Origin of the sequence: Pseudomonas sp. RIT-562, assembly GCF_026241895.1 — a bacterium.
Taxonomy (GTDB): domain Bacteria; phylum Pseudomonadota; class Gammaproteobacteria; order Pseudomonadales; family Pseudomonadaceae; genus Aquipseudomonas; species Aquipseudomonas mandelii_F.
In genome coordinates this window covers 12,623-33,523 of record NZ_JAPJIV010000012.1, presented here as the reverse complement: position 1 = coordinate 33,523, position 20,901 = coordinate 12,623, and the positions used below count along the sequence as shown (strand labels likewise).

17 protein-coding genes are annotated in these 20,901 nt (G+C 62.5%); 16 read left to right on the top strand and 1 reads right to left on the bottom strand.

The window, feature by feature from the left end:
* Nucleotide 1: 1 nt before the first annotated feature.
* The gene (locus ORL50_RS15965) at nt 2-670 is read right to left on the bottom strand and encodes an ABC transporter ATP-binding protein (protein WP_266016372.1); all 669 of its coding nucleotides are present in this window, start codon (nt 668-670) and stop codon (nt 2-4) included.
* A 224-nt stretch (nt 671-894) separates the two neighbouring features.
* Here ORL50_RS15965 and ORL50_RS15960 point away from each other — a divergent pair, with 224 nt between their 5' ends.
* The 16 genes from ORL50_RS15960 (at nt 895) to ORL50_RS15885 (ending at nt 20,506) form a co-directional block, all read left to right on the top strand.
* A complete protein-coding gene (locus ORL50_RS15960) occupies nt 895-2,844 on the top strand; it encodes an acyltransferase family protein (protein ID WP_266016371.1) in 1,950 nt (649 codons plus the stop codon).
* A 369-nt stretch (nt 2,845-3,213) separates the two neighbouring features.
* Nucleotides 3,214-4,566: a UDP-glucose dehydrogenase family protein gene (locus ORL50_RS15955; protein WP_266016370.1), complete on the top strand. Its 1,353-nt coding sequence runs from the start codon at nt 3,214-3,216 to the stop codon at nt 4,564-4,566.
* Nucleotides 4,563-5,621, top strand: coding sequence for an NAD-dependent epimerase (locus tag ORL50_RS15950; protein ID WP_266016369.1), 1,059 nt, complete (start codon nt 4,563-4,565; stop codon nt 5,619-5,621). The genes ORL50_RS15955 and ORL50_RS15950 overlap by 4 nt, the downstream gene beginning before the upstream one ends.
* Nucleotides 5,618-6,364, top strand: coding sequence for a sugar transferase (locus tag ORL50_RS15945; RefSeq protein WP_266016368.1), 747 nt, complete (start codon nt 5,618-5,620; stop codon nt 6,362-6,364). The genes ORL50_RS15950 and ORL50_RS15945 overlap by 4 nt, the downstream gene beginning before the upstream one ends.
* A complete protein-coding gene (locus ORL50_RS15940) occupies nt 6,365-7,012 on the top strand; it encodes a CpsD/CapB family tyrosine-protein kinase (RefSeq protein ID WP_266016367.1) in 648 nt (215 codons plus the stop codon).
* A gap of 24 nt (nt 7,013-7,036) precedes the next feature.
* Entirely contained in the window at nt 7,037-8,062 is a 1,026-nt protein-coding gene (locus ORL50_RS15935) for a polysaccharide biosynthesis/export family protein (protein WP_266016366.1), read from the top strand.
* Nucleotides 8,063-8,078: 16 nt separating this feature from the next.
* Nucleotides 8,079-9,674, top strand: coding sequence for a GumC family protein (locus ORL50_RS15930; protein WP_266016365.1), 1,596 nt, complete (start codon nt 8,079-8,081; stop codon nt 9,672-9,674).
* Nucleotides 9,671-10,774, top strand: coding sequence for a glycosyltransferase family 4 protein (locus tag ORL50_RS15925; RefSeq protein ID WP_266016364.1), 1,104 nt, complete (start codon nt 9,671-9,673; stop codon nt 10,772-10,774). The genes ORL50_RS15930 and ORL50_RS15925 overlap by 4 nt, the downstream gene beginning before the upstream one ends.
* Entirely contained in the window at nt 10,771-12,138 is a 1,368-nt protein-coding gene (locus tag ORL50_RS15920; protein WP_266016363.1) for an O-antigen ligase family protein, read from the top strand. The genes ORL50_RS15925 and ORL50_RS15920 overlap by 4 nt, the downstream gene beginning before the upstream one ends.
* A complete protein-coding gene (locus ORL50_RS15915; RefSeq protein ID WP_266016362.1) occupies nt 12,135-13,103 on the top strand; it encodes a glycosyltransferase in 969 nt (322 codons plus the stop codon). The genes ORL50_RS15920 and ORL50_RS15915 overlap by 4 nt, the downstream gene beginning before the upstream one ends.
* Nucleotides 13,096-14,232, top strand: coding sequence for a glycosyltransferase (locus tag ORL50_RS15910; RefSeq protein WP_266016361.1), 1,137 nt, complete (start codon nt 13,096-13,098; stop codon nt 14,230-14,232). The genes ORL50_RS15915 and ORL50_RS15910 overlap by 8 nt, the downstream gene beginning before the upstream one ends.
* Nucleotides 14,233-14,244: 12 nt before the next feature.
* Nucleotides 14,245-15,246, top strand: a complete 1,002-nt coding sequence (locus tag ORL50_RS15905) for a polysaccharide deacetylase family protein (protein ID WP_266016360.1) — start codon at nt 14,245-14,247, stop codon at nt 15,244-15,246.
* Complete coding sequence (locus ORL50_RS15900; RefSeq protein WP_266016359.1) at nt 15,243-16,547, top strand: lipopolysaccharide biosynthesis protein; 1,305 nt, start codon at nt 15,243-15,245, stop codon at nt 16,545-16,547. Before ORL50_RS15905 ends, ORL50_RS15900 begins: the two co-directional genes overlap by 4 nt.
* On the top strand, nt 16,544-18,469 hold the full coding sequence (locus ORL50_RS15895) for a hypothetical protein (protein WP_266016358.1): 1,926 nt from the start codon (nt 16,544-16,546) through the stop codon (nt 18,467-18,469). The genes ORL50_RS15900 and ORL50_RS15895 overlap by 4 nt, the downstream gene beginning before the upstream one ends.
* Before the next feature lie 23 nt (nt 18,470-18,492).
* A complete protein-coding gene (locus ORL50_RS15890; protein WP_266016357.1) occupies nt 18,493-19,737 on the top strand; it encodes a GNAT family N-acetyltransferase in 1,245 nt (414 codons plus the stop codon).
* Entirely contained in the window at nt 19,709-20,506 is a 798-nt protein-coding gene (locus tag ORL50_RS15885) for a ChbG/HpnK family deacetylase (RefSeq protein WP_266016356.1), read from the top strand. The genes ORL50_RS15890 and ORL50_RS15885 overlap by 29 nt, the downstream gene beginning before the upstream one ends.
* Nucleotides 20,507-20,901 lie beyond the last annotated feature (395 nt).

Here is a 20,901-nt window from a genome sequence, read left to right as displayed (position 1 = left end):
CTCAGCGCTCGTCCGCGCCAGCCAGGCGACCACGGTGCAGCACAACTTTGTCGGCCAGTCGCGCCGCAACCCGCGGACTGTGGGTGACCATCAATAAAGTGGTCGGGCTGTCGTCGAGCAGCTCCAGCAGCAACTGCAACACCTCATCGCTGGTGGCTTCATCGAGACTGCCTGTGGGCTCATCGGCCAGCAGCAATTGGGGTTTCGACGCCAGCGCGCGTCCCAGAGCCACCCGCTGCTGTTGCCCACCGGACAGTTGCTCCGGATAGCGGCGCAGCAGATCCGCCAACCCCAGGCGCTGCACCAGATGTGCCTGCCAACGCGCATCATGGCGCCCGGCCAGGCGCGCCTGGAACGCCAGATTGTCTTCCACGCGCAGGCTGCCGATCAGGTTGAACTGCTGGAACACCAGGCCGATTTCCGTGCGCCGCCAGTTCGCCAGCTGCCGCTCGTCCATCTGTTCCAGGCGATATTTGCCGTTGATAATGGCGCCGCGATCAACCTTGTCCAGCCCGGCGATCAGGTGCAGCAAGGTGCTCTTGCCACTGCCCGACTCCCCCATCAACGCCAGGCTGCTGCCCGGCTGCAACTTCAGGTCGACGCCTTGCAGCACCGGCAAAGGGCCTTGCGGGGTGGCATAGCTTTTGTACACACCGTGGACTTCAAGCATGGGTCGACCTGTCAGCTGGGCATCCGCCTAGGATAGCGGTCGGGTACGGCCTTTGTCCGATCACGATGGGGATGGCCGCCAGCAGCTGCGGCGACTGATGGCCATTTGCGTACGGCGAATTCCCAGCTACAAATGACATGTGGTTCAAGTGTCCACAATCTTGACTGTGGTTGTCATGGGTCGGACGTCGGTGGATGGCGCAAGCTTTAGGGATGGTCAGACGCATGGCTCAAGGCAAATACCGCTCGGATATCGATGGTCTGCGAGCAGTAGCAGTGATCGCAGTATTGTTGCACCACCTCAATACCAGCCTGCTGCCGGGCGGTTTTGTGGGCGTGGATATTTTTTTCGTGATCTCCGGGTTCCTGATCACCTCCCAGGTGTATGCCGAGGTCAAGCGCAACGCGTTCTCGCTGAAGGGCTTCTATCAGCGGCGCATCAATCGCATCGTTCCCGCACTGGCGACGGTGCTGCTGGCAACGGTGATCGTCGGCGCGTTCATCCTGTCGCCGGTCGACCTGATCCGCCTCAACGTCAGCGCCCTGCTCTCCCTGCTGGGCGTTTCCAACATCTATATCTGGGTCAAGTACGGTAACTACTTCGCCGCCGATGCCAGTGAAGCACCGCTTTTGCATACGTGGTCGCTGGGGATCGAAGAACAGTTCTACGTCATCTGGCCGCTGTTCATCGTCCTGCTGTACCGCCTGGCACCCCGTTACGTACTGCCGATCCTGGCCGTCGGCGTGGTCGTCGCGGTGGCCGTTTCCGAATACGCGACAGGGGTGTTTGCCACGGCGGCCTATTACCTTTTGCCGACGCGGTTTTTTGAACTGATGCTGGGCGGGCTGCTGGGGATTTATCTGCAGCAGCCACGCGTCATCGGCAAGTTGGCAGCCCATGCCCTGGCCATGACAGGCTACCTGTTGATCGGCTTCTCGCTGTTTGAGTTAAACGCGCACTCGACCTTTCCCGGGCTCAATGCGTTGATTCCCTGCCTGGGGGCGGCGCTGTTGATCCTGGCGGGCAGCGGCGACCGGCACTCGTGGTTGCTCACCAGCCGGCCGATGGTGTTCATCGGGCTGATTTCCTATTCGCTGTATCTGTGGCACTGGCCGCTGATTGCTTACCTCAATTATCTGGAGATCCCTGTCGACCTGCCGGTCGGCGCACTGCTGATCACGCTGGCAATTGGGCTGTCCTGGCTGTCCTGGCGGTATGTCGAGGTGCCGTTCCGACGGGGCGGCGCCAGCTGGGGTTTTGCCCGGGTGTTCGTCCGCCGGTTTGCGGTGCCAGCCCTGGGGCTGGCGGCCATAGCGGCGCTCAGCGTGGTGTTCAGCGGTTTTCCGCAGCGCTTCGGTCCCGGGGTCTCGGCGCTGGAAGCCATGACCCAGAACCGCCCCAATGAAATTCGTCGCGGCTGTCATGTCACCAATGCGCTGTTCAGCACGGGGCCTGATGATTCGTGCCGCCTGGGGGTCAAGAAAGAGCAGTTGGACGGCCTGATGATTGGCGACTCGTTTGCCAATCACTTCACCGGAATGGTCGATATCCTGGCCAAACCCGACAACCTGTCGATCATGGATTACACCATGGACTCGTGCCCGCCGATCCCGGGCTACGATTCCGACATGTCCCCGGTGTACGCCGCCCACTGCGCCAAACGCAACGAGCGGGTGTTCAGCCTGATCGAGCAGAACCATTACCCCTACGTAGTGCTGGCCGCGATCTGGCCGAAGGAGGCGTCTGCCAGGGAAGTCGTCGAGGCGAGCATCCGGCGGGTCGTGGAGAACAGCGGCCAGGTCATTGTGATCTTGAGCAACCAGCACATCGAGAAGGCCGCCAGCTGCCCGATCAGGCGCTTGATGTTCGGCACCGGGCGCAATTGCTCGGTGGCCCAGAGCGCGCTGGCACCGTATTGGGCAGATGTGCAGGCAAAGTTTCCGCAAGTGCGCTTTATCGATCCTAACCAAGTGATCTGCCCGGCGGGAATTTGCAGTCCGATCATTCAGGGGCAGTTGTTGTACCTGGACGATTCACATTTGAACGAAGGGGGTTCGCGGTTCATCGGCCGCACTTTGCTGGAGCGCGGATATTCCCTGTTGCATGACCCGATCCAGACTTCCAGCACCGCTTCCAAGGCATCTTCTCCAGATACTCTGGATCCAACTATCTAATGCATTTTGCCAATAGATTGTCGGCTGTTTACTGGCGCTAGCACATAGCCATCTTTGCGCAAGAAATGTCCGACATTTTTACAAAGCGTCAAAAAAACGTTGACTCAAATCTGACACACCTGAGCCGCTCCAAGCCTCGCAAAAAAACCCTCACGACCGTCTATCGATTTCTTTGAACCGCCCTCAAACCCCTCAAAACCGGGGCAAACGCAGCTACGACAAGCATTTGATGGCATATCGCCCCCAGAACTGGGGTGTGTGTTGCTAATGCAACACGTCATTTTGCTGACACGGTTTTCCACGGCTGGTCTATACCCATTTTGACAGTCTAAATCTGATCCTCTCCACCGTCTTACGAGGCACGCCAAAATGGACGTGAGCGTATTTGGTACGGGCTACGTTGGCCTGATACAAGCAGCGGCACTGGCCGATGTCGGACATCGCGTCTTGTGCGTCGACATTGATCCAAACAAGATCAAGCAACTGCAACAAGCAGTACCGCCGATCAGCGAGCCGGGTCTTTCCAGCACGCTGGAAGAGAACATCAAGGCCGGTCGTTTGTTGTTTACCACCCAGGCCAGTGATGCGGTGGAACATGCCGAGTTGATTTTCATTGCAGTGGGCACACCCGCCGATGAGGACGGTTCCGCCGACCTCAGTCACGTGCTGAACGTGGCCCGGCAGATCGCCAACTTCATGGAGGCCGATCGCACTCTGATTATCAAGTCCACCGTGCCGGTCGGCACTGCCGACCAGGTGGTCGCCGCCGCCCGCGAAGAACTGCAACGCCGGGGCAAGGCCGCGCTGAAAGTGCGAGTGGTGTCCAACCCGGAGTTCCTCAAGGAAGGCAGCGCGCTGGCCGACTGCATGCGTCCGGACCGCATCATCGTCGGCACCGACGACGATCAGGCCCGCGAGCAGTTGAGCGAGCTCTACGCGCCCTTCTGCCGCAACCATGAAAAGATCATGTTCATGGACAACCGCAGTGCCGAGCTGACCAAGTACGCGGCCAATGCGATGCTCGCTACCCGCATCAGCTTCATGAACGAACTGGCCAACCTCACCGAACTGCTGGGCGCCGACATCGAAGCAGTGCGCAAGGGCATCGGCTCGGATCCGCGCATCGGTTATCACTTTATCTATCCGGGCTGCGGCTTCGGTGGCTCATGCTTTCCCAAGGACCTGCGCGCCCTGCTGCACACCGCCGAACACAACGGCATGCCATTGCGCCTGCTGCGCAGCGTGACCGACGTCAACGACAGCCAGCGGCACATCCTCTTCGGCAAACTCAAGGCGCGCTTTCCCGACGGCCTTGCCGGCAAGTCCATTGCGATCTGGGGCCTGGCGTTCAAACCCAACACCGATGACATGCGCGAAGCCCCCAGCCGCTACCTGATGGAAGCCTTGTGGGCCGAAGGCGCCAGCGTGCAGGCCTACGATCCGGAAGCCATGTCCGAGTGCCGCCGCCTCTACGGTTATCGCAACGACCTGCACCTGTGCGCCACCCGCGACGACACCCTGGAAGATGCCGATGCCCTGGTGATCTGCACCGAGTGGAAAAACTTTCGCGTGGTCGACTTCGATTTGCTGGCCAGCAAGCTGCGCTCGCGAGTGATCGTCGACGGGCGCAACCTCTACAACCCCGAGCACGTCGCGGCTGCCGGCCTGCACTACAGCGGCATCGGCTTGCGGCACATCGTGCCCGAGGCGCCGCGCCCATGAAGATACTCGTGACCGGAGCCGCCGGCTTCATTGGTGCCCACTGTGTGTTGCGGCTGCTGCGCGACGGGCATCAAGTGTGCGGGCTGGATAACTTCAATGATTATTACGACCCGCAACTCAAGCACGATCGAGTGTCCTGGGTGCAGGAGCAGGTCGGCCGTTTCCAGCTCGCCAAGGTTGACCTGGCCGATGCGGCGGCCATCGAGGCGCTGTTTGCCCGGGAACAACCGCAGGTAGTCATTCATCTCGCCGCCCAGGCCGGGGTGCGCTACTCGCTGGAAAACCCGCGGGCCTACCTGGACAGCAACCTGAGTGGCTTCCTGAATATTCTCGAAAGCTGCCGGCGGCATCCGGTCGAGCACCTGATCTACGCCTCGTCCAGTTCAGTGTATGGCGCCAACCAGCACACGCCCTACTCGGTGCGGGACGGCGTCAATCACCCGCTGTCGCTGTATGCCGCCACCAAGAAAGCCAACGAGCTGATGGCCCACAGTTATAGCCACCTGTTCGGCATCCCGTGCACCGGGTTGCGCTTCTTTACCGTGTACGGACCCTGGGGTCGGCCCGACATGTCGCCGATCCAGTTCGCCCGGGCGATCAGCGAGGGCCAGCCGTTGAAGCTGTTCAACCATGGCGAGCACCAGCGCGATTTCACCTACATCGACGACATCATCGAGAGCATCGCCCGCCTGATCAAGCTGCCGCCCCAGGCCAACGCTGAATGGGACCGGGCAATGCCCGACCCGGCCAGCAGCATGGCCCCATGGCGCCTGTTCAACATTGGCGGGCAACACCCGGTCGAGCTCAAGGCTTACCTGGCGCTGCTGGAAAAACACCTTGGACAAAAAGCCGTGGTCGAGTTGCTGCCGTTGCAACCCGGCGATGTGCTCAATACCTGTGCCGATGCCAGCGACCTGGCCCAGGCCACCGGTTTCCAGCCACGTATCGAGCTGGATGAGGGACTTGGGCGCTTCATTGCCTGGTTTCGCGATTACTACCCACTGCCTATCGCCCACGCGCCGTTCGCGGCTGAACTTCAGCGGAGGATTCCATGACTGGACATGAAAAAGGTGTACCCCTCAAGCAATTGAGAAGGGACAAGCGCCTGGACCCCGAACACCGCATCCGCATGGATGCCGCCATCCACATGCAAGGTCGAGGCTGGATCACCGGCCGCGATGGTGGTCGACCCTGGACGTTATCGCGCACCAACCGGGTGGTGGCATGCCTCGGCGCGCTGACCATCCTGGTGCTGATCTCGCCACTGCTGCTGGGCCTGGCGCTGATGATCAAGCTCAGCAGTTCGGGACCGGTGATGTTCGTGCAGAAACGCACCGGCTACCGCGGTCGCACGTTCGGCATGTACAAATTCCGCACCATGGTGGCCAACGCCGAGGAGCTCAAGGAGTCCCTGCGCCACCTCAACAAACACGGGGCTGATGCGATCGACTTCAAGATCGACAAGGACCCGCGCATCACCGGCATTGGCGGCTTCCTGCGACGCAGCAGCCTCGACGAATTGCCCAACCTGTTCAACGTGGTGGCCGGCGACATGCGCCTGGTAGGCCCAAGACCTACTTCGTTCAATGCCTACCGCTACAAAGACAATCATCTTGCACGCCTGAGCATCTACCCCGGCATGACCGGCCTTTGGCAGATCTCCGGGCGCAGCAATATCGACTTCGACCAGCGCGTTGAGTTGGACCTCAGCTACATCGCCGAGCAGAGCCTGATGCTTGATCTGAAGATCCTGTTGAAAACCCCCTTCAAAGTATTCAGCGGCCACGGAGCGAGTTAAATGGACGGTTCAACTGCAAAAAGCCTGACAATCGCGAACCCGAGCGAGTCCAACCTGACTTCGACTGTGCTCGATCAAGATCTGCGGATCCTCTTCCTGACCGCCGCCAACCCCGGCGCGGGCACTACCACCAGCGCCCTGGTGCTGGCCAGCCAACTGGCGCAAATGAGCAGCGGCCTGGTGCTGCTGGTCGACGCCAGCCAGTCGACCACCAACCTCACGCAGCAGCTTGGGTTGACCAAGGAGCGCGGCTTTCGCGACCTGCTGTTCAACACCCAGAGCCCGCCGTTGTTGCAGGACTGCGTGGTGGACGTCTCCAGCCTGCCCTTCCACGTGCTGCCAAACGGACGCTATGCCCGGGGCAACGAACACCTGACTGCGGAAACCCTGAGCCCGTTGCTCGACCAGTTGGGCAGCCGCTACCGCTTCGTGGTGATCGACGGCGACGCGGTGTACTCGGCCGCCGACACCCTGGTCATCAGCACCCAGGTGGACGGCGTGATCATGGTCGTACGCGCCGAAGACACGCGCTGGGAAGTGGCCCAGGCCGCCGTCCAGCGCCTGACCCAGGCCGGGGCGAAACTGGTCGGCAGCGTGTTTAACCGACGCAAGTACTACATGCCCAAATGGCTCTACAAAAACCTGTAAGCGAACGCAAGAAAGGATGACGACATGAACGCCAGAATGCTTGTCCTGCTGTTGCTGCCGCTTGCAGGTTGCTCCAGCACTTCCCAAGAGACCCAGTCCATGCCGGTGCAGATTCTCACCGCCGGCCCGGCCAATGCCCAGGCCACCGACGTGCCCAAGGTCGAACAGACCCTGCGCCCGCAAGATGTCCTGGACGTGATCTTCCACGTCAGCACCAGTGGCTCGGACGCCTACCGGGTGCAATCGGGTGACATGGTCGCGCTGAACTTCACTGCGGCCAGCCAGCTCAACGGCAACCAGTTGGTACTGCCCGACGGCACCATCGAGCTACCGGGGGCCAATACTTCGGTGAAAGTCGAAGGCCTGACCCGCGAAGAGGCCCGCCTGGAAATCCAGCGAGCGTATGAGCGCAAGCAGCTGTTCCAACCCAATCGCAATACGCTGTCGCTCAATGTGGTCAGCCCGCTGACCAACGAGCAAAACCTCAAATCGACCCTCAACCACCCGAATACCGGTATGAGCCGCGAGATCATCGTAGGGACCGACGGCTACGCCAGCTTTCCGGAAATCGGCGCCGTACCGCTGCAGGGCATGACGGTCAACCAGCTGGAAACGTTCCTTAATAAACGCTACGCCACTTTGCCCGGACGCATGACCGTGGACGTGCTGCTCAAGTCCACCGCCGGCAACGAGATCTACGTACTGGGCGAAGTCGGCCAGCCGGGTTCCTACCCGATTCGCCGTCCGGTATCGGTGCTGGAAGCCCTGACCATGGCCCGCGGTTCCAACATCAAGGCGCGCCTGGACTCGGTGATGATCATGCGGCGCAACGGCAACCAGGTCACGGCCCATCGGTATGACGTGGAGAAAGCCCTGTCCGGCGATGCCACGCAGATCGCTTACCTGCAGCCTGACGACATGCTGTACGTGCCCAAGACCAAACTGGCCAGCGCCGGCGAACTCGCCCGGCAATTGGCAGACGTGGTGCTGTTCCAGGGCGTGGGTATGAGCTTCAGCTACCGCGTCGACAACAAAGGCAGCGAAAACTAACTCTCAGGTGACCGTCATGAATCCAAAAGAAAACTACCTGCACGAGTTCTTCAGGATCTTCTTCGCCAACAAGCAGTTGGTGAAGCGAGTGTTCCTGGTCTTTGCAGTGATCGCACTGATCTTGCCGCTGATGCTTAAGCAGAGCTTCGATATCACCGCCCAAGTGATCGTGCAGTCGAAAAAACTCTCCCAGGGAGATGCCACCACCTCCCTCAACCAGGAGAACGCCTCGTTCATCCCGCCATCGCTGGCGGACATGGAAACCGAGAGCAATATCCTGCGTTCGCCGGGGTTGATTCGCGAAACGCTCAGCCAAATGCGCGAGAACAGCACGTACACCCCGCCGGTGAGCACGTTCAACAAACTGGTGGCGCAGCCATTCAAGGACTACGTCACCACGCCCATTCGCGAACACCTGATCAATCCGGTGCGCAATGCACTGGGCCTGGAAACCGACCCGGTACGGGACACCGAACTGGATGCACTGACCCAGCAAGCCATGAGCGACCTGAAGGTCGAGACCCTGCCCGGTTCCAACGTGATCTCGATCGTCTACAGCTTCCCCGACCCGGCCCAGGGCACCAAGTTCGTTGCCGCCCTGCTGCAGAACTACCTGGTCAGCCGTCAGGCCCTGCAATCGATCGATCTGCCGCAGAGCTTTTACGAGACCAAGAAAATGCAGTACCAGGTGCGTCTCGATGGCCTGGAAGGCAATCGACTGGCCCTGCTTGAAGGCGTCGGCTCGGCCGATCCTCGGGAGGAAATCACTTTCCGCCTGAACGCCATCAACACCGAGGAGCAGGCGCTGAACCTCTATCAGGATCGCCTGCTGCAAAGCAAACGCTGGCTCGACTACCTGAAAACCAGCCTGGCTGCGGCCAAGGACACCCGGCAGCTCAACGACTACTCGTTCCCCTACACCTTTACTACCACCACCGACAACGTGGCGTTCGAGGATCGTGAGGTCAAGCAACTCGGCGAACTGCTGATCGGCCAGGTTAGCCGGTACATGAATGACCTGTCGGTGTTCCAGCCTGGCAGCGAACCCATGTTGCTGCAGCGCGAACAGATCACCCGGACTCGCGGGCAGTTCCTCAAGGTGGTGAACAACCGCATCCAGGAACGCACCGCTGACCTCGCAGTGATCGGCTCGGTGATCGAACAGAAAACCGCGCGCATTGCCCAGTTCAAGAACCGCATCCACCAGTTGCAGGAAACCCAGAGCAAGTTGCGCCAGATGGACACCGAGATCGAGGCACTGCATGCCGCGTTCTCCACCTACGCCCAGCGCTTTGCCGAAAGCAGCACCGCCCGCTCGCTGGACAACGACCTGTCCAACGCACGGATTCTCAGCCCACCGTTCGAGCCAACCGAAGCCGCATTTCCTAAACCGATGGTGATCATTCCATTCGGCCTGCTCACCGGTTTGCTGCTGGCGATTGCCTTCGTCTACGTGCGTGAGTTCTTCGATCACCGCTTCAAGCATCCAGCGCAAATCAGCCACGAACTGGGCTTGCCAGTGCTGCTGGTGATCAACGATCAGAACGTCGAGCCGATCAATCCGCACAAGAACTGGACCGTGCCGCGCTTCGCGCATTGGGTGCGCAATTGAACGCGCCGCTCAGCCAAAATGCACCTGCAAGCACCCTGCCGATCATTCATTTGCTCAGCAGCGGTGGCTTCTACGGGGCTGAGCGGATGTTGCTGGATCACTGCCTGGCAACGCCCGGGCAGCACCAGGTGCTGTTTCTGGATGCGCCGCCGGAACTGATCGCACGGTTTCGCGACGGCTCGGTCGACTGCCGCAGCTGTGCCGGGCTTGGCGCCTTGCTGCGGCATCTGCACCAGCGCCGGGCCGAGCGGCCGCTGATCAACACGCATAACTTCAAGGGCCTGTTGTTTGGCTGGGTCGGTGCAACGTTGTTGCGCCTGCCGCTGGTGATCACTCAACACGGGTTCACCCCGCGCAGTCGCAAGCAGAAGTTCTACACCTGGCTCAGCCTGCAACTGTGCCGCACGGCTTCGGTGGATCGCGTGGTTTGCGTCGCCGAAAGCATTGCCGTGCTGCACCGCCAGGCCAGCGTCGGGGCGCAGAAGCTGCAGGTGATTCCCAACGGTTTGCCGGCAGCCACCGGCCTGCTGCCGCCCAGCACCGACCGGCAGCGTTTTCTCGCCGGTTATGTCGGGCGGCTGAGCAGCGAAAAAGGCCCGGACCTGTTTCTCGACGCGCTGATTCCCCTGTGTCAGCAATACCCGCAACTGGACGCCGTGATGCTGGGCGACGGTCCGGAACGCGAGGCGCTGCAGGCACGTATCGATGCTGCAGGTCTGCAGGAGCGGATCCGCTTGCCGGGCTATCAGACCGACATGGGCCAGTGGTGGCGACAACTCGATGCGCTGGTGATCAGCTCGCGCACCGAGGGCACGCCGATGATCCTGCTGGAGGCGATGCAAGCCGGGGTGCCGGTGGTGGCGTTTGCCGTCGGCGGCATTCCGGATGTGCTGCAGGACCGGCACAACGGCTTGCTGGCGCCAGCCACCGACAGCAGCGCCCTCGCCCGGCAGATCGGCACCCTGATGTGCGAGCCGGCGCTGACGGGCGAGCTGATCGACAACGCAAGACGTACGCAACTGGATCGCTATGACCTCAAGGCCCTGGCCGAACGGTGGTCGCAGCTTTATATCCGTACTGCACGGGAGGCACGCGCGTGATTTTTCCGCTCTCGATCGTCAGTTTGCTCGCCCTGGTCTGCCTTGGTTTGCTGGCCAGCCCTTTTCCTTTCCTGGCACCGGGCGTGGTGCTTGGCCTGGCCGGTGTCGCGATCCTGTACCGCAAGCCGACCTGGGGCCTGTTGGGCATCGCCGCCATCCTGCCCTTCGAGGGCTTGCTCAAGGACAACGCGTTTCCCGGCTCGAAAATCCTCGGCGCCTCGCTGGTGCTGATCCTGATGTTGCAACTGGCGATCCACCAGCTGCCGGCCGAACGTCTGCGCAGTAATATCTGGCGCTTCCTGGTGAGCTTCATGGCGTTGTACCTGCTCAGCCTGCTGAACAGCGACAACATGAGCGTGTCGCTTGGCCATCTGCGAGACCTGAGTGTGGGCCTGGTGTTGTTCGTGATTACCTTGCTGGTGGGTCGCGAAGTGAATCTGAATACGTTCGCCAAACTGGTCACCCTTAGCGTTTCGGTGACGTGCGCCATGGCGGCGTTTTCGGTCAAATACCAGGATGCTGGCCGAGCTGCCGGGCTGCTCAAAGACCCGAACAACTTTGCCCTGATGATCGCTTTTGCGGTGCCCCTTGCACTGTTTCTGGTGATGCGCAGCCCCAACCTGCTGCATCGGCTGTTCTGGGGTGGCTGCACCCTGCTGCTGCTGGTGGGCATTACCAAAACCGAATCCCGTTCGGGCCTGGTGGTGCTGTTTCTCAGCCTGCTGATCGGCGCCTGGCACTACCGGGCATTGCTGCCGCGCATCCGTCCGCGGCACCTGGGGTTTGCCATGCTCGGCCTGGCGATCGTGATTCCGCTGGCATTGTATGCAATGCCGGCCAGCTACATCAAACGCATCGAGTCCTTGAGCATCCTCAGTTCCGGCTTCAAGAGCCAGGACGCTTCCCTGGGCCGCCGCGCTTCCTACATCGTGGTCGGCAGCGGGATGATTGCCGATAATCCGCTGATCGGCACCGGGCCCGGGACCTTCCCGCTGCACTACGCAGCCACCGGCTATTCCAAGGCCTTCGCCTTCAACAGCAACCCTGAAGAACTTTACCGTCACGCGCATAACACCTACCTGGAAATTTTCAGCGAACTGGGGATTCCTGCGGGCCTGCTGTTTGTCGGCATGCTCGGCCTGGGCCTATACAACCTGAGCCGGGCGGGTCGTGCCTGGAAGCTGCGTGGCAATGCCGAGCAGGGCGACATGATGACCCACCTGAGCATGAGTTTTCTGTCGTTGACGCTGTTCCTGATGTTCCTCAGTGCGCCGAATCACAAGTACCTGTGGATCATGCTCGCGCTGACCAGCGTGCTGCGCTGCAAAGCCGAAGAAGGCGTTGTGCTGGAGGCCCGTAAATGAACAGCATCAGCATCGTCATCCCGATGTTCAACGAGGCGCGGCACATTGCCCGCACGCTGCTCGCCGCGCAGAAAGCCGCGCATGCCGCCGACCTGCAGTGCGAACTGATCGTGGTCGACAACGGCTCGACCGACCACGGCCCGCAGATCGCCCGGCAGTTCGGCGCCCAGGTGCTGGTGTTGCCGGGCCTGGTGATCGGCGCCCTGCGCAATCGCGGCGCCGCCATCGCCCGCGGTGATTGGCTGGCCTTTCTCGATGCCGATATCGAAACGCCCGAGGACTGGCTGACCCGCCTGATCGAGCTTGAAGCCGACGGCCAGGCCGATGTGTTTGGCCTGGACCTGCACACTCCCGCCGAAGCCCCCTGGTACGCGACCGCCTGGCAGCGCCGGACCTTGCGGCCCAGCGCCCATACCGTGCAGCGAGTGGACTGGCTGCCCAGCGCCAACCTGCTGATGCGCCGCAGCTGGTTCGACAAGGTCGGCGGCTTCGACGAAAGCCTGCGTACCGGTGAAGACAAGGAATTCACCCTGCGCCTGGGCAAACACGGCGCGCGCCTGCTCACCGCCAACGAAAGCGTGGCCTTGCACTGGGGTTACGAAGGCAGCTGGCGTGAGTGGATGGGCAAGGAAATGTGGCGCCAAGGCAGTCACCTGCAATTGCTGCGCACCCATGGCATGAGCCTGCGCCTGCTACGCTTTCCGTTGTTGTCGCTGCTGGTCTGGGTCGTGGATTTCCTGGCCATCTCTGCGCTGTTCAACGGCTTCCCTCACCACGCGCTGCTGATGGTGTTTTTGACGCTGCTGCCGGCCCTGGTCTTGAGCGTGCGCCAGAGTGCTAAACACCGCAACGTCGGCCTGACCGTGCAACTCTGGGGCCTGCACTGGGTGCGCCTGCATCTTGCCGGCGCCGCGTTCATTCTCAGCCTTTGTCAATGGAATGCCAGGAGGCCCGCCCGTGGCTGAATTCATTTTCTGGATGTGCTTGTTGTTGCCGGTGTACGCCTATATCGGATACCCCGTGCTGCTGACGTTGCTCGCGCCCCTGTATCCGGCGCGTCGGCCAACGCCGGCACCACCGATGAACGTGAGTATCGTGATTGCCGCACACAACGAGGCGCGGCACATCGAGGAAAAATTGCGCACCTTGCTGGCCCAGGATTACCAGGCACTTTCGCTGCAAATCATCCTGGCCAGCGACGGCTCGACCGACGACACAGTGGCCTGTGCGCACAAGGTCGTCGACCCGCGCATCAGCGTGCTCGACCTGCCCCGCGGTGGTAAGGCCGCGACCCTGAATGCCGGCGTGGCCCTGAGCCGCGGCGACATCCTGGTGTTCACCGACGCCGACAACCAATGGGCCACCGACACCCTCGGCCACCTGCTCGCGCCCCTGACGGACCCTGCGGTCGGCGCTTGTGCCGGGCACATGCTGATCCCGGTCACCGGCAAGGGCCTGAGCATCGGCGACAGTCTTTATCGGCATTACGAAGGCTGGCTGCGCCGGGTGGAAAATCGCACCGGCTGCATGGTCTCCGCCGACGGCGCTCTGCTGGCATTGCGGCGTGAGTTGTTCCAGACCGTGCCGGCGGAGGTCAACGATGATTTTTTCATCAGCACCTGCGCGCCCGTAGCGTTCAAGCGCATCGTCTATGTGCCCCAGGCGCAGGTCATCGACCAGGGCGTCGATGAGGCGGACAAACAGTTTCGCCGGCGCCAGCGCGTCACCGTTGGCGGGCTGCAGAGCCTGGCCCAGCGCCGCGAATTGCTCAACCCGTTCAAGCACGGGTTGTACGCCATCGCACTGATCAGCCACAAATTGATCCGGCGCCTGGCGCCTATCCTGTTGCTGCCGTTGCTGCTGAGCAATTTCTGGTTGTGGCAGGAGCATGGTTTCTACCGGGCGTGCCTGATCGCGCAACTGCTCGGTTATGCCATCGCCATCGCCGGCCTGCTGGACTCGCAACACCGGCTGCCGAAACCTTTTCGCCTGGCCGCTTTCCTGCTGGTCACCCTGGCCGGGATGAGTATCGGCCTGTGGCAGTTCCTGCGCGGCCAACGTTATGCACGATGGAACCCCGAACAAAATCGCTAAGAGGATGGAACCATGGGGATTATGCAATTGTTCAAACAGACCAGCGGATGGCTCTATCTGAACTCGCCAGTGGGGCGCAATCAGCTGCACGGCGCGGGGGTGATCCTGATGCTGCATCGGGTGCTGGCCAACGACCGCGCCGCCGACCTGCCCCACCGCAATGAACTGTGCATTGGCACCAAGGCGTTCGACCACTTCCTGGAATGGCTCAACCGCCACTTCGACTGCGTGCCGCTGATGGACATCCTGCAACCGACACAACAGCCCTCGCCGCGCCCCAAAGTGGCCCTGACCTTCGACGACGGCTGGCGCGACAACGCCTTGCACGCCTTCCCGGTACTGCTAAAGCACCAGGTGCCGGCGAGCATTTTTCTCTCCAGTGATTTCATCGGCAGCCGCCAGCGATTCTGGTGGGAAAGCATTGGCGAAACCCTCTGGGGCAGCCATGGCGAGGCACCACGGATGCACCTGATCGACTGCCTGCAACAGCTTGGCCGGCCGTTGCCGGTGCTGCTCGATGACGTTGACGTGCAGCGCCGCAGCCTGGCGCTGCTGCGTTTTCTGCAAAGCCTGAAGACCCTGCCTCCCCCTGAGCTCAGCCGCCTCGCCGATGAGTGTCCGGCAGAATCCATGCCCCAGGCGCTGGACTGGCAGCAGGTGCGCGAACTGGAAAATTCCGGGCTGGTGCGTTTCGGTCCGCACGGCGCCAGTCATGCCATCCTCACCGGGCTCGACGACTGCACCCTGGGGCAAGAAATCCGCCGCAGTCGCGATGCGCTGCTCAACGGCTGCAAGCGGCCCTTACCTGTCTACTGCTACCCCAATGGCGACAACGATGCGCGCGTCCGTCAACAGGTCGCCGACCATGACTTCCCGTTTGCCCTGGGCACCGCTGCCGGGATTTATCGCGGCAACGCCGACCCGCTGGCAGTGCCAAGGTTCGGTGTCAGCCAACGGGTGGCGCGCAATCCGCAGTTGCTGTCCTGGCGCATCTATCGCGGAGCTCGTGCATGAGTCGCAGTGTTTACCTGAAAAACCTGGCCCTGAGTATGGGGACCAAGTTGGCGATGATCGCCTTGCGCCTGCTACGCAATGTCTTGCTGGCGCGGATTCTCGGGCCCAGCGAGCGCGGTCTGTTTGCGCTGCTCAGCACCCTGCCCGACCTGATCAGCGCCGCCACCAGTGGCGGGCTGAATTCTGCCGTGGGCTTTCAGGCGGCGCAGCATCGGTCCATGGGCCTGTTGCTCACCCAGGTGCTGGTGTACGGCTGCCTGCTCGCCGGTTTGCTGACCCTGGTGGTGGTGGCGCTGACCCGGGAATTTGGCAGTGAGCTGGACATCACCCAGCAACTGGGGATGTTTGCCTGGTTGCTGTTGCTGGCGGTGCCGCTGTCCGTGCTCAAGAGTGGCCTGCTGACCCTGCACAATGCCTCGGGCGGCGTGGTGGCGTTCAATGTCCTGCGCCTGATCGAATCCCTGGCGCCGCTGCTGCTGTTTCTTGCCCTGTTCTGGATGTGGAAAAGTGCGCCACTGGAAGCTGCGCTGATCAGTTGGCTGGCCGGCCTGAGCCTGGTGGTGCTGGCTGGCTGGATCTGGCTCAAGCGCGCCCAGCCGGTGATCTTGCAATGGGACCGCGCCAGCCAGGGCGAACTGCTGCGCTACAGTGCCCGCAGCCATCCCGACCTTCTGTTCCAGCAGGTGATCCTGCGCTCCGACTACCTGTTCATCGGCGCCCTGCTCGGCACCACCGCCCTGGGGCATTACGCGATGGCCAGTGCCGCCGCCGAGTTGCTGTTGATCGTGCCTGAAGCCGTGACCACTCCGCTGATGAAAAATCTGCTGCAACAGGAAAAGGGCATTGAGAAGCTGACGCCCCTGGCGTTGCGCCTCACCGCCACGGTCATGATGGGTGCGTGCCTGAGCATGGCGCTGATCGGTGAATGGCTGATCATCACGCTGTTCGGCATGGCTTATCAACCGGCCTACCCGGCCCTGCTGGCACTGCTGCCGGGGCTGTTGGGCCTGTGCTACATGAGCATCCTGCGCCTCGACCTGCTGGGCAAGAATCGCCCCGGCGCTGTGTCCCTGCTGATGGGTTTCGCTGCCTTGCTCAGCCTGCCGCTGAACCTGGTGTTGATCCCCGCCTACGGCATTGTCGGCGCGGCGGCGGCCTCCTCCATTGCCTACTTGGCGGTGACGCTGGCGCTGCTGCTGCTGTACTGCCACTTGAGCCGGGTACCTATCTGGCAAACCCTGATCATCTTGCCCAGCGACTTCGCCCCCATGTTGCAAATGCTGCAACGGAAGTCCGCATGAAGCGGCTGTGGGTGCTGGTCAGCTTGAGCCTGGGTCTGGTGTTGGATGCGACCGCCGCCCCCATGCGCTGGGCACAAATTCGCGACGGCAGCTTATATCTGCAACCCGATAGTCCCGACACGCTGACCGTGCGCTGGACGCCGGCCTGGCAGGCGCAGGCCAACGAAGAACAGCTGTACCTGATCGACGGCCAGGGCAAACTGCAGGCCGAACGCAAGATTGCCGCGACTGAAACCAGCGGCAGCCAGCGCTGGCCCCTGGCACCCAGCTCGGCCAGTTATCGCCTGGAAATTCCCGGCTACAGCTTCCGCCGCTACACGATTGAACACGACGAGCGCACGGTGGCGCTGTTTGCCCCGGCCAAGGTGCATTTCAGTGCCGAACCTGGGGCGGACGCCGAGCTGTACTTCAAGGTCGCAGCGGGTGAACACGCGGTACTGGCCGGCAAGTTTCACGGCGGTGTCGACGCCCTGCAGGCGCAACGGCTGGATGACGGCAAACAGCTGTCGCTCGCCCTCAAGCCCTACCCGGAATATTGGCGGTTCGACCAGATCGAGTTGCCGGTCGCCGCCACTGACCAGGTCTGGCGCCTGCACTTGCGCGGCAGCGGCAAAGTGGCGTTCTGGCTTGATGGCAGCGCTAACCTGTTTGCCCAGAACCCGCAGCAACTCAAACCCTTGCGCGAAGATTTCGGCCAGACCCGCCTGACCCTGCACCAGCAAGTGCTCGGCAAGACCCCGAACCTGGCCGTCGCCATGCCCTACAATTTGCCACCGCCGTCGACGTTTGCCCTGGTCGATACGCTCGGTTTTAAAGCCGGTACCAATTACAGCCTGGTCGACATCATGGCGACCCGGCCGCATTACGAAGACAAGTTCCGCCGCCTGTTCCAGGACCGCTTCGGCATGACCCAGGACCTCACCCTGCTGGCCGCGCGGCATCGAGTGGCCGACCTGCGGGTCGACGCCAACAGCACCGCCGGGCTCGACGCCTGGCTGGCGGCCACGCGCGCCCTCGGCGGCAAGGGCACGCACTACATCGGATTCGCCGACGAGCCGAACCTCAACTACCGCAACTACGAAAGCTATCAGGCGATCTTCAACAGCATGGCCCGCCAGGTGCGCAGCGACCCAGGCAACGCCAAGGCCGGCGTGCGCATTGTGATGCCGGCGAGCTCGCGGTTCGTCAACGGCCCGTTCATCGATAACGCCGCCGACCGGCGCGGCATCGACTGGGCCCGGCGCCTGCTCGCCGAATCAGGGGACAGCATCGATGCGCTAGCCTGGCACGAATGGATGATCCGCGACCTGCTGGCCACCCGGGTCTACCGCGACAGCGTGCGCCGCGCCGCCGAACTGGTCGGGCTGGATGCCCAGGGTCGCCCGCGCAAAGCCTTGTTGCTGGACCAGACCAACATGTCCAGCGGCGGCGCCCTCAGCCCCTACGACCAGGAGACCCATTACGCTTCGCTGTGGTGGGCCTCGGTGGCGATCAATGCGTCCCAGGACGGCTTGCTGGAAATGCTCGGCTGGTTCCAGGCCGCCGACGAACCTGACCACCCCAAGGGCATGCTGCGCATGCTCGACGAAGAGCACTACGAGCTCAAGCCGGTGGGCTATGCCCAGCAGTTCATCCAGCAGCATTGGCTGCGTGACGTGCTGCGCCTGGACAACGATGCCTTCGAAGTCGATGCGCTGGCCATGGCCAGCGACCAGCAGCGCAGCCTGTTCGGCGTCAACAAGGGCGCGCGCATTCAACAGGTGAGCCTGGCGGGCACGGCCTGCCCGCTCAATAACGGCGCATTGCTCTACTTCGGCGCGGACAATCGCAGCCGAGCAGCACCCTTCAAATGCCAGGACGGCCGCATCAGCTTCGAGCTGCCTGGGGAAACTTTGTTCGCCCTGAGCTGGAGCGCCTCATGATCGCAATGGACCGAGCTGAACCTATGACCGCACGATTTGAATGGCGCACTTCAGTGTGCGCCGCCGACTTCCCGGCAGCGGCTTATGAAGCCCTGCGCCTGCGGGTAGCGCAGCACACTCCGTTCAACACACTGGCCTGGATGTGCGCCTCGGAACAGGCGCTGGCTGCCGGATGCCAGGTGCATATCCTGCTGGCCTGGCGAGGCGATGAGTTGCAGTTGTGCCTGCCCTTGGTGGCCTCCATCGAGCGTTTCGCCGGCCTGCCATGTCGAGTCCTGCACCACCTGGGTTATCCCCTGGCCGACCGCCTGGCGCTGCTCGCCCAGCTGGATGCTGCCGATGTGCGCCGGGCATTGGCGCAGATTCGCCGCAAGCTGCCGCACGCCCTGCTGCAATTGAACGAGTTGTGCGAAGCGCCCGGTGAAGACGGTGTATTGAGCCAGTGGCTGGCCCACAGCTCGACCGGTGAGCGGCGCCTGAGTTGTCGGGCGCCGGTGCACCTGATCAGCGAGGCCGACCACCAGGAAATCTCCGGCGACCCGCGCTACAAACTGCGCCGCGCGCGCAAACGCATCGCGGCCTGTGGCGCACAAGTACGGCGTATCACCCCGGATGCCTCGAACATGGGCGCGTTGCTGCAGGTGATCAGCGAAGTCGAGGCGGTGAGCTGGAAAGGTGATGAAGGGGTGGGGATCTTTGCCGATGAGCGCCACCGCCAATGGATGAATCAAGCCTTCACGGCCCTCGCCGCCCGTGGGTTGGTGCGGGTGGTGGTGCTCGAACTGGAGGGGCGTTGCATCAGCTATCGCCTGGGGTTGCTCGAGCAGGGTCGGTTGTACGATTACAACCTGGCCTTCCTGCCGCAATACGCCGACCTGGGCAGCGGCCGGGTATTGCTCGAAGAGTGGATTCGCTGGGGTCTGGATGACAATTGGCGCTGGATCGATGCGTCGCGAGTCAGCCTGGAAAACTCCAGCCATCAACTGCACGAGCGCATGACCGGGCACGTGGAGCACTGGCGCTGGAGTTTCTATTCCTGGCGTCCCAGCGGCATCGCCTTGGGCCTGGCGCTGCGAGTCTGGCAGGCGCTCAAGCCAAGGTTGCAGCAGTGGAAAGCCCGACGCGCCGCCCAGGCCGCCAAACCAGCAGCGCCGCAACCTGTGGCGGCCGCCGTGGCCACGCCCGTGCCTGCGGCCAAGCCGGCCAAGGTCAAGAACACAGCCAAACCGGAGGGCGAACATGCCACGCCAAGTCATAGTCAACGCTGATGATTTCGGGCTCAGCCCCAACGAAAATGCGGTGATCCTCGGTGCATTCCAGGCGGGTGTGATCAGCTCCGCCACGGCCATGGCCAACATGCCGGCCTTCGAAGCCGCCTGCGTCATGGCCCAGCATCCGCTGCTGAGCGGGCGCATCGGCCTGCACTTCAACCTCACCTACGGCCAGCCGTTGAGCCTGGGCATCCTTGCGCGCCCAAACTTCTGCGACAACGCCGGGGTGTTCGACCTCAACCTGCCCCGCCACCGCCTGTGGCTCGGCCGCAAGGATCGCGAGGCGGTACTGGAGGAACTGGAAGCGCAATGGCAACGCTGCCTCGATAACGGAGTGCGCCCCAGCCACCTGGACTCCCACCAGCACGTGCACAACATCTGGCCCATCGGCGAAATCGTCGCGCGCTTCGCTGCCCGCCAGGGAGTGCCGGTGCGCCTGGCACGCAACCTGGGGCAAAACCTCAGCCTGCCCAAGCGCCTGTTCAAAGGGCTGCTCAACGCTCGCCTGCAGCACTTGGCCGGCGCCACCGCCGATTACGTGTGCACGCCGGTGGACCTGCGCAACGAACCAATGCCGCCCGACGGCGTGCTGGAAATCGTCGCCCACCCCAACCAGATCGGCGCAGATTTCGGCGACGCCTACCTGAATCCCGGCGAGTCCCTGACGCAGCTGCTGGAGCAGCGCATGCGCGGTGTGCCGCGGGTTTCCTATGGGGTGGTGAACAGCGGCGGGCTAGCGGATGCGGCGGTGGTGGTGAAGCCGTAAGCGCTTTTTGTCGAGCCTGGCTTGCCGGGGGTGGCGATCTTGCGGGCGCCATCGCTGGCAAGCCAGACTCCTACAATGACCGAGGGTGTACACGGGATTGGATTCGACGCAAATCCGTAGGAGCCCGGCTTGCCGGCGATGGCGATCTTGCGGGCCTCGTCGCTGGCAAGCCAGGCTCCTACGGTTGATTCGGGTGTACGCGGGATTTGGGTGCGGCGCCAATCCGTAGGAGTCCGGCTTGCCGGCGATGGCGATTTTGCGGGCGTCATCGCTGGCAAGCCAGGCTCCTACAGGTGCCGGGGTGTATGCGGGATTTGGGTGCGGCACAAATCCGTAGGAGCCTGGCTTGCCGGCGATGGCGATTTTGCGGGCGCCATCGCTGGCAAGCCAGGCTC

Bases quoted from the DNA above. Each gene is read 5' to 3' on its own strand.
- ORL50_RS15965 (WP_266016372.1), bottom strand. From the start codon at position 670: ATGCTTGAAGTCCACGGTGTGTACAAAAGCTATGCCACCCCGCAAGGC.
- ORL50_RS15960 (WP_266016371.1), top strand. From the start codon at position 895: ATGGCTCAAGGCAAATACCGCTCGGATATCGATGGTCTGCGAGCAGTA.
- ORL50_RS15955 (WP_266016370.1), top strand. From the start codon at position 3,214: ATGGACGTGAGCGTATTTGGTACGGGCTACGTTGGCCTGATACAAGCA.
- ORL50_RS15950 (WP_266016369.1), top strand. From the start codon at position 4,563: ATGAAGATACTCGTGACCGGAGCCGCCGGCTTCATTGGTGCCCACTGT.
- ORL50_RS15945 (WP_266016368.1), top strand. From the start codon at position 5,618: ATGACTGGACATGAAAAAGGTGTACCCCTCAAGCAATTGAGAAGGGAC.
- ORL50_RS15940 (WP_266016367.1), top strand. From the start codon at position 6,365: ATGGACGGTTCAACTGCAAAAAGCCTGACAATCGCGAACCCGAGCGAG.
- ORL50_RS15935 (WP_266016366.1), top strand. From the start codon at position 7,037: ATGAACGCCAGAATGCTTGTCCTGCTGTTGCTGCCGCTTGCAGGTTGC.
- ORL50_RS15930 (WP_266016365.1), top strand. From the start codon at position 8,079: ATGAATCCAAAAGAAAACTACCTGCACGAGTTCTTCAGGATCTTCTTC.
- ORL50_RS15915 (WP_266016362.1), top strand. From the start codon at position 12,135: ATGAACAGCATCAGCATCGTCATCCCGATGTTCAACGAGGCGCGGCAC.
- ORL50_RS15905 (WP_266016360.1), top strand. From the start codon at position 14,245: ATGGGGATTATGCAATTGTTCAAACAGACCAGCGGATGGCTCTATCTG.
- ORL50_RS15900 (WP_266016359.1), top strand. From the start codon at position 15,243: ATGAGTCGCAGTGTTTACCTGAAAAACCTGGCCCTGAGTATGGGGACC.
- ORL50_RS15895 (WP_266016358.1), top strand. From the start codon at position 16,544: ATGAAGCGGCTGTGGGTGCTGGTCAGCTTGAGCCTGGGTCTGGTGTTG.
- ORL50_RS15890 (WP_266016357.1), top strand. From the start codon at position 18,493: ATGACCGCACGATTTGAATGGCGCACTTCAGTGTGCGCCGCCGACTTC.
- ORL50_RS15885 (WP_266016356.1), top strand. From the start codon at position 19,709: ATGCCACGCCAAGTCATAGTCAACGCTGATGATTTCGGGCTCAGCCCC.